Origin of the sequence: Polyangium jinanense, assembly GCF_028435265.1 — a bacterium.
Taxonomy (GTDB): Bacteria; Myxococcota_A; Polyangia; order Polyangiales; family Polyangiaceae; genus Polyangium; species Polyangium jinanense.
The window spans coordinates 45,890-57,844 of sequence record NZ_JAGTJK010000008.1; the positions used below are offsets into that span (position 1 = coordinate 45,890).

General features: G+C 68.7%; 8 protein-coding genes. All 8 read left to right on the forward strand.

Annotated features, from left to right (window positions below):
- The first annotated feature begins 73 nt into the window (after positions 1-73).
- The 8 genes from KEG38_RS18060 (at position 74) to KEG38_RS18095 (ending at position 11,951) form a co-directional block, all read left to right on the forward strand.
- A complete protein-coding gene (locus KEG38_RS18060) occupies positions 74-1,021 on the forward strand; it encodes a histidine phosphatase family protein (RefSeq protein ID WP_272420940.1) in 948 nt (315 codons plus the stop codon).
- 45 nt (positions 1,022-1,066) lie between these two features.
- Positions 1,067-1,864, forward strand: coding sequence for a hypothetical protein (locus tag KEG38_RS18065; RefSeq protein ID WP_272420941.1), 798 nt, complete (start codon positions 1,067-1,069; stop codon positions 1,862-1,864).
- A complete protein-coding gene (locus KEG38_RS18070; RefSeq protein WP_272420942.1) occupies positions 1,861-2,580 on the forward strand; it encodes a hypothetical protein in 720 nt (239 codons plus the stop codon). Before KEG38_RS18065 ends, KEG38_RS18070 begins: the two co-directional genes overlap by 4 nt.
- 1,084 nt (positions 2,581-3,664) lie before the next feature.
- The gene (locus tag KEG38_RS18075) at positions 3,665-4,519 is read left to right on the forward strand and encodes an HNH endonuclease (protein ID WP_272420943.1); all 855 of its coding nucleotides are present in this window, start codon (positions 3,665-3,667) and stop codon (positions 4,517-4,519) included.
- Positions 4,516-4,959, forward strand: coding sequence for a DUF4265 domain-containing protein (locus KEG38_RS18080; RefSeq protein ID WP_272420944.1), 444 nt, complete (start codon positions 4,516-4,518; stop codon positions 4,957-4,959). The genes KEG38_RS18075 and KEG38_RS18080 overlap by 4 nt, the downstream gene beginning before the upstream one ends.
- A 313-nt stretch (positions 4,960-5,272) precedes the next feature.
- Positions 5,273-9,202, forward strand: coding sequence for a serine/threonine-protein kinase (locus tag KEG38_RS18085; protein WP_272420945.1), 3,930 nt, complete (start codon positions 5,273-5,275; stop codon positions 9,200-9,202).
- 163 nt (positions 9,203-9,365) lie between these two features.
- Positions 9,366-10,943: a vWA domain-containing protein gene (locus KEG38_RS18090; protein WP_272420946.1), complete on the forward strand. Its 1,578-nt coding sequence runs from the start codon at positions 9,366-9,368 to the stop codon at positions 10,941-10,943.
- Between the two features lie 210 nt (positions 10,944-11,153).
- Entirely contained in the window at positions 11,154-11,951 is a 798-nt protein-coding gene (locus KEG38_RS18095; RefSeq protein WP_272420947.1) for an STAS domain-containing protein, read from the forward strand.
- The last annotated feature ends 4 nt before the right edge of the window (positions 11,952-11,955 follow it).

Consider the following 11,955-nt stretch of genomic DNA (forward strand, 5'->3'; position numbering starts at 1 on the left):
ACCGCAAGGAGTGGAGCGCGTGTTCGGGACGATGTTGACGGGCCCCGGGCGGTGCTCTAGGAATGAGGAATCAATGAAAAAGGTTCTCGTCGGGACGTCGTTGATCCTCGGTCTTTGGGGCGCCGGGTCCGGCTGCACGGGCGAGGGCGGCGCGGGCGGGCGCGGCGGCACCGTGATCGACCCGAGCGAGCTGAAGGCATCGGTCGCCTTGGGGGACGTCGAGCTCTCGTGGGTGAAATCGGGCAAGCCAGCGTCGCGGATCGTCCGCGCCGAGAATGCGATGCCCAAAGGCCCGGACGATCCCATGGCGACCGTCGTTTACGAGGGCGCGGCCTCCACGGCGAGCGAGCCGCTCCGCAATCTGGTGGCCACGACGCCGGACATGCCCCGCACGTACCATTACGCCGTGTACGGCTGCGATGCGCCGGGGAGCTGTGGGGGCAGGCCGGCGACGGCCGAGCTCGCCGTGACGATCGGGCAGGCGCTCATCGGTGGCGGGTACAACCTCGTATGGCGTCACGCGGAGGCGGAGGTGTGCGAGGACGCGTTCCAGCTCGGGACGGCGGCCGAGACGTCGTCGCCGGGCTGGTGGAAGAGCTGCGATTCGAACTGCGCGACCGCGACGGCGCGGCAGCTCAATGCGACGGGCATCTCCCAGGCCGAGCAGATGGGGCTCGCCATCAAGAACCGAGGTTTTCCGTTCGGGCGCGTGCTCGCGAGCGAGTTCTGCCGCTGCATGAAGACCGCCGAGCTCATGAACCTCGGCCCGGCGGTCGAACCGAACCAGGACATCACGGGCTTCGCGTACGACGAGGGGAACCGCTGCGCGAACACGATGTCGCTCGTAGCGACGGAGCCTCCGCCGGGCACGAACGTGGCCATCGTGGGCCACGCGGGGCACCAATGCGGCGTGCTCGACGCGCTCCAGTGGGGCGAAGCCGCCATCTACAAGCCCGACGGCAGCGGCGGGTCGATCTATATCACGCGGGTCGATTCGACGAGCTGGGCCTCCTTGCAGTAACCTTTTCCCTTGGGGCCAGGCCCCGGGCAGGCGACGGTGACGCAGATGCTTTCCTTCGAGCCGAAACGAAAGACCCGGGTGCTCGTTGGCCTCGCGTTCCTGCCGTTCGCGCTCGGCGCCTTGTTTTTTCTGGGGGCGTCTTTGCGGACGGCGTCGATCGGGTCGAGGCTCGCGGCGCACGCGGAGCGAAGGACGGACGACGGGCCGATCGCGATCCGCGGCGAGCTTTCGCTGCTCAAAGCGTCGTCGTCCTCGCCGCTCGGCGCCCCCGCCGCGGGGTGGGTCGGGGCCGTCGGGCGCCCGTCCACGAGCGGCGGCGGCCGATTCGAGGTTTTTTGCGCCGTGGGCAGCTTCGACGACGTGGCCGTGCGCAGGAACGACGGGTTCGCTTTCCGGCTCGTTTTTGCCAAAACGAACGAGCGGGTGCGGATCGACGAGGAGGAGGACGCGGCGTGGCTCTTTGGCGACGATCCGCGGGTGGGAATCGCGGTCGCGTCGATGAAGGAAAAGGAAGCGACGGGGCTCGAGATCCCGGTTTCGATCCGGGAGGCGTGCGGCAAGGAGCTCGCCACGCTGGGGGATTCGGCCGTGTACCGGGAGCGTGTCCTCGCGGACGGCATTCCGGTGACGGTGCTCGGTTGCAAGCAGACGAATGACATCGTGCCCTGCCGGGACGGCCTGGATTTCGTGACGATGGATCCGCTCGATCGCGCCAAGGAGCGCATCGGAAGCAGGATGAGCCCGCTGCTTTTTCTCGGGGGGCTCTTTTCGCTCGTCGTGCTTTCGGCGGCCGGGTTTGCGGTGCTGTCGCTGGCGAGCCGTACGCGGAGGAGCTTCCGATGATCGTCACATTGCTCGGGGCGGGACTTCTGGTCGCCGGGAGCGCGCTGATCTTTCGGGCGCGGGAAGGGGCGGCGCTGGTGCTGGAGGTGTGGCGGCGCCCGACGAAGAAGATTGCGGAGATCGAGCCCGGGGTGGTGGAGCTCGCGGGGACGATTGCCGCGGCGGAGGAGCCGATCGACGGGCTCTCGCGGAAGGGCTGCGTCGCCGTGCGCACCACGCTTCGAGGGTTTTCCGGAGATGGGAAGCGCCGGCAGCGGCTCGGGGAGCGCTCGGTTCTGCGCGCGTCGCGGGCGGCGCTTCGCGACACGAGTGGCACGTGCGTGGTCGATCTCGGGGACGCGGAGGTGGTCGGGGACGAATGGGTGTCGCCGGCCGTGCGTGTGGAGGAGGCGCTATCGTCGTGGCCGCCGTGGGCGCGGGATCTGGTGCCGCCCGGCGCGACCCACGTGGAGGTCGAGGAGGCGGTGGTGCCGGAGGGCGCCGACGTGATGATCACGGCCGCGACGCGCAAGCAGGAGCGCGTGGACGGGTTTTACAGGGACGCACGGGCGCGCTGGGAGCTCGGCGGATCCGAGGAGATGCGTAGCCTCGTGACGGTGGGGGGGCAATCGCAACTGTTCCGGCGGACGGGCGGGGCCGTGGCGTTCGCGGTGGTGTGCGGGCTCGTCCTCGTCGTGCAGGGGATTGCGACGATTCTGGCGGGGATTCAGCTCTGAGGGGTTGCGACCTTACGAGGTGGACGGGGGAGGTGTGAAAGGGAGGCGTCAAAGAGCGCGAAACGGGGGCGGGAGGCTTCGGGGAGGAGCGCGTCTTCGCGCGGAAACGCGCGGGGAGGGGTCGACGGGAGCTTTTTGGCGAGGCTCGCCGTGCGGGGAGGGGTCCCCGCAGGAATTTCCCCGCGGGGAGGTCGGGGGGAGAGGGCCTCCCCGCGAGATTTTGTCGCCGAGGGGCGGGCGGAGGAGGGGTCCCCGCGGAGAATTGCAGGGCGGATTTTTGGCGGGGAGGTGTCGCCGGGGGGAGCGCGGCGCGGGGATTTTCGTGGGGAGGGGTCCCCGGGGTGGGCGCGGTTGGGTTCGGTCTGGTGCGGAGGGGGGCCGTTGACAGGGGTGGCCGCTGTGACCTGTCATGGTGGGCCTGGTCATGACCTTTCATCGCGTGCTCTCACCCTCGTCGCACCCTCGCCTTTGGGTCACCGGTGCCGCCCTGATGCTCGTGGGTGCTGCGCTGCGGTTCCTTCGGCGCGGGCTTCCGGTGCTCTTCGCTTTTTGCGTTTCGGCATGGCTCCTCGGGTGCGGCGCGGCGGGCGTACCCGCGGTGGGGTGGGCGCAGGAGCTCCACGGAAAGAGCGTGTTTCGCGTCTGCCGGCGTCATCCCCGCGTCGGCCCGAATGCGCGCTACTGGTACGAGCTCGGGGACGGAGTGCATCGACCGGCGTTCGAACCGCTCGAAAAGCTCCTGGAAAATCCTTCGGTCAAGGCCGTCTTCGTTCATGACCCCCACGCGCCGTCCGAGAGCCGGAAGCTCTTGGGGCTCGCGTACCAGGATCTGCCCTGCGACAAGCCGCCGCCGCCTCCGCCTCCGCCGGAGAAGGAAGTGGAGAAGCCGAGCGCCGAGGCACGCACGACCGTCCGAACCGTGACGCGGACGTCGGCGATAAGGCCCTGCGACAGGCCGAGAAACAGGCCTCCGGATCAGCGTTTCGTCGGGCAAACGGCTCCCACGCCCGCACCCACGCCTGGCACGAGAGTGCCGTGTCCGCCGCCTCCTCCCGGGAAAACGTATGAAGAACAGAAGGCCAGCTTGGCGCGGAGGGACGCCGAGGAGGAGGCGAGGCGCATCGGTGAGCGGATCGGACGCGAATGGGGGGCGACGCTTGGCAAAGCGGATGGAGTGAGGGACTCCATCAACGTCGTCTATTTGGGAAACTTTGGCTACGACATTCGGGACAAAGCCGATAGCCAAGTCTTCGAGGACATCCGGACCAATCTCGCCCAACAACTGGATGCAATCCCGGATTTGCCGACGTACGACGACGAGGGGCTCGCCAAGATCGCCTGGGAGGCATTTCTCAAGGGGTATGGCAAAGGCTGGGCGGATGCCGAGCTGAAATTCGCGATCCTGAACGCCCTGGCGGACGCCCTGTTGATGGTCGGCTCCGGGGGAGCGGCAGCCCTGGAGACCGCGGGGGCGAGGGTGCTGCGGGCCGCCCAGCAGAGGCTACGGAGCATGCCGGTGTTCCTGCCGAGCGCGGCCGGCGGACCGGGCGGGCTTTTGCGGCGGCCGAAGCTGCCGAGCGCGCCGGCTCCGAGCCCGCCGACGGCCTCGACGCCGCCCAATGGGACGACGGTCAAGACGACGACGCAGCCCCGCGCGGGGGGGAGTGCTGGCGGGCCGAGAGCTGGCAAGCTATTCACAGCAAAGGGTAAGGCAGAGATCGATGCGGCCAACGCTGCGCGAAATGGAGGAGTGAACGTTTGCGAGACATGCGGTTCCCAAGCCGTGCCCGCCCAAAAGTCACAGCGCGGCGTCCGCCCGCCGGGAAACGAGCGCCATCGTGACCACCAGATTCCTCGAAGCAAAGGTGGCAACGGAGATCCCTCCAATGGCCAGATCCTCTGCCGCGACTGCAACTTAAAGAAAGGCGACACGTTATGAACGAACAGCCGCATCCTGAGCACGTCAAGATTCTATTCGATGTCGAGAACGAGGACGGGACCGTCGATCTCGAGAGCCTGTGGGCAGTTCCCGTATCGAACGGCTACAGGATAGACAATATCCCGTTCTACGCCCGGGGCGTGGCATACAACGACATCGTGGCGGCCACACCGGATGAAGGCGGCATGTTGCGTTCTTCTGGGCTGGTCACGGCGTCCGGTCATAGCACTGTACGCTTGTGGTTCGAAGAAGAAGGGGATGTTCGCGTTGTGCGAGATCATCTGCGACAAATGGGCTGCGAGTCCGAGTTGGATCTGCCTCGGCTCGTTGCCGTCGATATCCCGCCGACTGTTCCCTACAACGACGTGCGCAAGTTCTTGGATGAACAGGAAGCTGCCGGGGTTCTCGAATACGAGGAGGGCTGCCTGGGGGACGTGTGATGACTGATCACCTCACACGGCCGGCGAGTGCAGCATCACGATTCACGCACCGGGGGGCAGAGCTTTCTTCTGGGGCCCAAGCTGACGAGTATGGACAAACACCCTGCCAAAGCTGCGATGACATGCAAATCGACGACCGCGGAGAACCCCTGAGCGAGCAGTCCCTCCAAGAGCTGGAGGAGAAGTTCGGCGTGCGCCCGCCCGAGCCCTATCGCCGGTTTCTGCCGGCCGCCCCACCCCGCCGCCGCGGACGAGAAGAGCACCGAAAACCTGGCCTTTTCCCGCGCTTTCCGCTACGCATCGGGCTCCCAGGATGAAGCCCGGAGACGTCGTCGCGGATCGGTTCGAGCTCGACAAAGTGGCGGGCTCGGGCGGCATGGGGAAGGTGTTTCGCGCGAGGGACCGCAGGACGGGCGGGCTCGTCGCGCTGAAGGTGCTCTGGGCCCACGCGCACGCCGACACCGAGACGCGCTTCGTCCGGGAGGCGGAGCTGCTCGAAGGGCTCGATCACCCGGGGATCGTGCGGCACGTGGCGCACGGGCTCGGCGCCGAAGGGGAGCCGTGGCTCGCGCTCGAGTGGCTGGAAGGCGAGACGCTGAGCGACCGGCTCAAGCGCACCGGGCTCGACGCCGCGGAGAGCGTGGGCGTCGCGCTGCGCGTGGCCGAGGCGCTCGGGGTCGCGCACGCGGCGGGGATCGTGCACCGGGATCTGAAGCCGGGGAACATCTTTCTCGTGGGGCAGAGCGCGACGGATGTGCGTCTGCTCGATTTCGGGATCGCGCGGGTCGAGGGCGGCGAGGCGCTGACGAACTCGGGCTACGTGCTCGGGACGCCCGCGTACATGGCGCCGGAGCAGGCGCGGGGATCGAAGCGAATCGACGCGCGGGCGGATGTGTTCGCGCTCGGTTGTGTGCTGTTTCATTGCCTGACGGGGCGGGCGCCGTTCGCGGCGGAGGAGATGCACGCGGCGTTGCTCAAGGTGGTGCTGGAGGAGGCGCCGCGGGTGTCGTCGCAAAGGCTCGGGGTGCCGGAGGCACTCGACGATCTCGTGGCGCGGATGCTGGCGAAAGCGCCGAAGGATCGGCCGCGGGACGGGGCCGCGGTGGCGGCGGAGCTCGCGGGGCTCGGGCTCATCGAAGGCTCGGACGCGATCGAGGCGAGCATGCGGCCGAGCGGGCTGACGGGCAAGGAGCGGCGCGTGGTGTCGCTCGTGCTGACGAAATTGCCGCCGGGCGAGCGGGCGCCGAAGGTTGGGGAGAGCGAGGTTTTCGCGCCGACGATCGAGCTTGCAGGGGCCGAGACGGCGATGGACGCGGAGAGCGGTCGGTCGAGGGCATTCGCGGCGATCGTCGAGCGATATGGGGGGCGGCTCGACGCGCTTTCGGATGGGACGCTCGTGGTGAGTCTTCTGTCGACGGGCGCGGCGACCGATCAGGCGGCGCGGGCAGCGCGATCGGCGCTGGAATTGCGGGCGGCGTTGCCGGAGGCGCCGATGGCGCTCGTGGCGGGCGCGGAGGTATCGTCCGAGGGGCTGCCGATGGGCGCGGTGATCGAGCGGGGCGTAAGGCTGCTCGGGAAGAAGGCGACGGCCGGCAAGGCGCCGCCGATCCGGCTCGATGACGTGATGGCGGGGCTGCTCGACGTGCGGTTCGATGTCGACGGCGACGAGGGGGGCCTCTATCTGCGCGGCGAGCGCGACGTGGCGGAGGCGGCGCGCACGCTGCTCGGCCGGCCCACGCATTGCGTCGGTCGCGAGAGCGAGATGGCCATTTTGATGGCGCTCGTCGACGAATGTTTCGAGGAGCCGCTCTCGCGCGCGGCGGTGATCCTGGCGGCGCCGGGCATGGGCAAGAGCCGGCTCCGGCACGAGCTTTTGCGCAAGGTGCGCGAAAAGCGGGATTCGGTCGGGATCTGGGTCGGGCAGGGCGATCCGATGAGCCAGAATTCGCCTTTCGCACTGGTGGGGCAAATGCTGCGCGGGCAGGCGGGGTTGTCCGGGGGGATGCCGCTCGATGTGCAGCGGCAAAGGCTCCGCGCACGGCTCGGGCGGCACCTCGCGGGCAAGGCGCTCGAACGGGCCGTGATGTTCCTCGGGCCCCTCGCGGGTGTGCCGCCGGCGGACGAGGAGAGCATCGAATTGCGCGCGGCGCGGAGGGATCCTTTGCTGATGGGGGATCAGATCCGGGCCGCGTGGGAGGATCTCCTGCGCGTCGAGACGGAAGAGCGGCCGGCGATGCTCATCCTCGAAGATTTGCATTGGGGGGATCGGCCGACGGTAAAACTCGTCGACGAGCTGCTCCGCGCGTTGCCCGAGCGGCCGATTTTCGTGCTGGCGCTTTCGCGGCCCGATCTGCCGGAGGTGTTTCCGGGGCTCTGGGAGGGGCGGCCTTTGCAGGAGATCCGGCTGAAGGAGCTGTCGAAGAAGGCGGCCGAGCGGCTCGTGCGGGAGGTGCTCGGCGACCGGATCTCGGACGTGATGGTGGCGCGGCTCGTGGAGCGGGCCGGGGGCAATGCGTTTTACCTGGAGGAGCTGATCCGCGCGGCCGAGAGCGGGCGGGCCGCGGAGCTGCCGGAGACGGTGCTCGCCATGGTCGAGGCGCGGCTCATCGCGCTTCCGCCCGAGGCGCGGCGGCTTTTGCGCGCCGGGAGCGTATTCGGGCAGGTGTTCTGGCGAGGCGGGGCCGCGGCGCTGCTCGGCGAGGGGACACGCGAGGACGCGCTCGGGCCGATGCTGACGGATCTCTGCGCACGGGAGCTCGTGGTGAAGCGGCCGCAGAGTCGTTTTCCCGCGCAGGAGGAGTATGCGTTCCGGCACGCGCTCGTGCGCGAGGCGGCGTATGCGGCGCTGACGGAGGCGGATCGCGCGCTGGGGCACGAGCTCGCGGGGGCGTGGCTGGAGGAGGCAGGGGAGCGGGACGCGGTAGTCCTCGCAGAACATTACGAGCGCGGAAAGGCAACGGCGCGGGCCGCGGCGTGGTACCGGCGGGCGGCGGAGCAGGCGCTCGAAGGGAACGATTTCCGGGCGGCGATCGAGCGGGCCGAGAAGGGGGCGCGGGGCGCGTCGCCCGAGGCGCGCGGGGAGCTCGCGTGGATTCAGGCGGAGGCGTATCGCTGGCTCGGGGAGGCGGCCGAGGCTTCGGCGCGCGCTGCGAGCGCAATGCAAGCGCTGCCGCGGGGGAGCGGGGCGTGGTACGGGGCGGCGGCGACGGCGGCGTCGATGCTGGTCCGGCTCGGGCAAAAGGACGCGCTGGAGACGCTCGCGGAGGCGGTGCGCGCGCCGGGCGCGGAGGCCATGGGCACGTCGGCGCCGGCGGTGAGCGCGGTGGCGCACGTGGCGGCGTCGCTGCTGCATGCGGGAGAGCACGCGGCGGCCGAGGTGCTCATCGGGCAGCTTGGAATGGCGGCGTGGCCCATTGCGGAGCGGGATCAGGGGGTGGCGGCGCGGCTTTACGCATTGCACGCGTCGCGGGCGCTCTGCACGGGGGATCCGGCGGCGTCGCTGCTCGCGACGGAGCGAAGCATTCCGGCGTTTCTCGCGACGGGTAACCGCAGGGATGCTTGCGTGGGGCGGGTGAACGCGGCGCATGCGCGCATTCAGCTCGGGCTGTTTGCCGAGGCGGAGCGGGATCTCGTGGAGCTGCTCGGCGAGGCGCGGCGGCTCGGGCTGTACAACGTGGCGGCGCTGGCGAAGCAGAACCTCGGGCCTGCGCTCGCCGCGCGCGGGGCGCTCGAGGAGGCCGGGCGGCATTTGCGCGAGGCGATGTCCGATTTCGCGCAGCAATCGAACCGGCGGCAGGAGGGGCGGGCGCGGATTTACCTGTCCGCATTGCTGCTCGCGCGCGGGGACCTGGAAGCGGCGGAGATCGAGGCCGAGGGCGCGGCCGAGGCGCTGGCGGCAATCGGGCCGCTGCGGGCGTTCGCGCTCGCGGCGTGGGCGCGCGCGCTGCTCGCGCAGGGCAACTGGCCGTCAGGGCTCGGCATTGCAGGGGCGGCGATGGGGCTTTTCGCGTCGCTCGGGGGCATGGAGGAGGGCGAGGCGCTGCTTCGGCTGGTGTATGCCGAGGCGCTGGTCGCGTCGGGGAGCGCGGCGAGCGGGAAACACGCGATCTTCCAGGCGCGGACGCGGCTCCTCGCGCGGGCGAACCGAATGACGGACGGCGCGACACGCGAGAGCTTTCTCGAGCGGGTGCCCGAGAATGCCCGCACGATGGAGCTCGGGCGCGAGCTCGGTGCCGGAGCCTGAGAAGTGCCGTGACCGCCTGACGCCGTAGGTTGGCGCGTGGTGCCTTGTGCCAGCGTGCGCCAGGGGGACGGCGAAACAAGGAACGAGCTTCGACGCTGAAATCGTACCTCGTGCCTCGGGCATGCGGTTTGCTCCGCTTCGGCTCCTCGCTTTGGAGGTCCTCATGAAACTACGGTCTCTGCGCTCGCTTTCCGTGCTTCCTTTGTTGCTGGGTTCGTTCGGCGGGACCCTCGCCGCTTGTATTGCCGTGGATAGCACCGGAATGAGCTCGGGGGGGTACGTCGACGAGGCGTCGGGCGGAAGCGGTGGAGGCGGGCCTGGGCCCGTGGGGTCGGTGGGCGTGGGCAGCAGCTCCTCGGGCGGGTCCCTGGGGGAGCAGCCGCCGCCGGATCCGGTCGTGCCCTCCCCAGGCGCGGACGCGGGCACGGACGCGGCCGCGGAGTTCACCTGCGAAGGGCTCGACAGCTCGAAGCCCGTCGTCCTTTATCTCTCGGCCGACGATTCCAATTCGATGGGCTCCCCCGTCCACGCGCGCGAGCTCATCGGCATGGGCATCACGCCGATGGCCCAGGAGATCCGCACGTACGAGTTTCTCAATTATTATCGGATCCAGTACGACGCGCCGGCCGCGGGCAAGCTCGCGCTCTACCCGGAGCTCGCGAATACCGCGGTCGCGAACGAGCTCGATTTCCAGATCGCCGTGCGCTCGTACGACGCAGTCAAGCCGCGGCGCCCGATGACGGTGACGTTCGTGCTCGACGTGTCGGGTTCGATGGGCGGCCCCGGCATCGAGCGGGAGCGGGCGGCGGTGAAAGCCATCGCCGCGAGCCTCGCCGAGGGCGATATCGTCAATGCCGTCACCTGGGACACGAACAACAACGTGGTGATGAGCGGCCACGTGGTGACGGGGCCGAACGATCCGGAGATCGTGTCCCTGGCAAACGGGCTGACGGCGAACGGCGGGACGGACCTGCACAGCGGCCTCGTCGCGGGTTATGGGCTCGCCGAGCAGCATTATGGTTCGGGGCGGCTGAACCGCGTGGTCCTGATCAGCGACGGCGGGGCGAACGTGGGCGAGACGGACGCCGCCTTCATCGGGGAGAAATCGAAGGACGCCGACAAGGAGGGCATTTACCTGGTCGGCGTGGGTACGGGGCCCGGCGGTTCGTACGACGATCGGCTGATGGATATCGTGACCGACAAGGGGCGCGGCGCGTACGTCTACCTCGACGGCGTGGACGAGGCTTCGCGCATGTTCGTCGAGCGTTTCGACGAGACGATGGAGATCGCAGCGCGCGGCGTGCAGGTCGAGCTGACGATGCCGTGGTACTTCCAGATGCACAAGTTCTACGGCGAGGAGTATTCGGAAAACCCCGAGGAGGTCGAGCGTCAGCACCTCGCGCCGAGCGACGCGATGATCTTCAATCAGGTGCTCAAGGCCTGCGACCCGGCGCAGATCGTCGCGACCGACACCATCACCGTGCGGGCGCGCTGGAAGACGCCGCTCACGTACCTCGACCAGGAGACGTTCGTGACGACGACCGTGGGGGACCTGCTCGCGGCGCAAAAGGCAGGGCTGCCCAAGGCGAAGGCCATCGTCGCGTTCGCCGAGGCCCTGAAGGCGCCGACGTCGCAGAACCTGGCCGACGCGCACGCGATGGCCGTCGCGGCGAACGTGAAAGGTGACGATCCCGAGTTGCTCGAGGTCGTGAGCCTCATTCAGAAGCACCCGCAGTATTGATGCCTCCGTAGCAACCTTAGGGGTTCTCCCGACGGTATGGAGGCCCGTTCGTACGGCTTCCGTCCATTCGCGGCTACTCATCCCCGTCCATTTACTGCTTTGCCAGATTCGGCGCGTCAGGGACATGGCGCTGGCTATATGTCCATGGTACCCCCTGAGACCATTTCAATTTGAACGACTCAACGGCCTTTTCGGCCGTGGGAGGGTGGCATGGACGGTGGTGGAGTCGACCGCGGACCTGCTGCTGAGGCGGCCATTTTGCGGACGCTGCTCGATAACCTGGACGTCGTCGTCTGGGCCGTCGATTCCGAGGGATACATGCGGTTTCACGACGGGAAAGCCGCGCGGCCCGAGGGAGATCTGACCGGGAAAAACGTTCATGATCTTTATCCGCCCGAGGTCAACGTATGGCTCGAGCGCGCGCTCCAGGGCGAGGCGCACCGCAAGATCACGGAGCCCGCGCCGGGCCATTTCTGGGAGAGCTGGTACACGCCGGTCAAGGACGCGAACGGCCAGGTCACCGGCGTGATCGGGATGTCGATCGACGTCTCCGAGGCGCAAAAGGCGCAGCGCGAGCTCACGCAAAAGCTCGAGGTGATCGAGCGGCAGCAGGACGTGATCCGGAACCTGGAGACGCCGGTGCTCGAGGTCTGGGACGGCGTGATCGCGCTGCCGCTCGTGGGGATCATCGATTCGAGCCGCGCCGCGCGCGTGATGAACGATCTGCTCTCCGCGGTTTCGCGCACGGGCGCCAGCTTCGTATTGCTCGATTTGACCGGCGTCGATGTGGTGGATACGGCGACCGCGAACTACCTCATCGGGATGGTGCGCGCCATCGGGCTCCTCGGCGCGTGCGGCGTCGTCACGGGCATCCGGCCAAACGTGGCGCAGACGATCGTGTCGATCGGAATGGATCTCTCGTCGTTGAAGACGCTCGGGACCCTGCGGCAAGGGCTGGCGTATTGCATTCGGCAAATGGCCGCGCAGAAGAAGGAGCCGGCGTTTTAGTCGA

What these genes read in the sequence shown, in the direction of transcription:
- KEG38_RS18060 (WP_272420940.1), top strand. Translation starts at nt 74, where the DNA reads ATGAAAAAGGTTCTCGTCGGGACGTCGTTGATCCTCGGTCTTTGGGGC.
- KEG38_RS18065 (WP_272420941.1), top strand. Translation starts at nt 1,067, where the DNA reads ATGCTTTCCTTCGAGCCGAAACGAAAGACCCGGGTGCTCGTTGGCCTC.
- KEG38_RS18070 (WP_272420942.1), top strand. Translation starts at nt 1,861, where the DNA reads ATGATCGTCACATTGCTCGGGGCGGGACTTCTGGTCGCCGGGAGCGCG.
- KEG38_RS18080 (WP_272420944.1), top strand. Translation starts at nt 4,516, where the DNA reads ATGAACGAACAGCCGCATCCTGAGCACGTCAAGATTCTATTCGATGTC.
- KEG38_RS18085 (WP_272420945.1), top strand. Translation starts at nt 5,273, where the DNA reads ATGAAGCCCGGAGACGTCGTCGCGGATCGGTTCGAGCTCGACAAAGTG.
- KEG38_RS18090 (WP_272420946.1), top strand. Translation starts at nt 9,366, where the DNA reads ATGAAACTACGGTCTCTGCGCTCGCTTTCCGTGCTTCCTTTGTTGCTG.
- KEG38_RS18095 (WP_272420947.1), top strand. Translation starts at nt 11,154, where the DNA reads ATGGACGGTGGTGGAGTCGACCGCGGACCTGCTGCTGAGGCGGCCATT.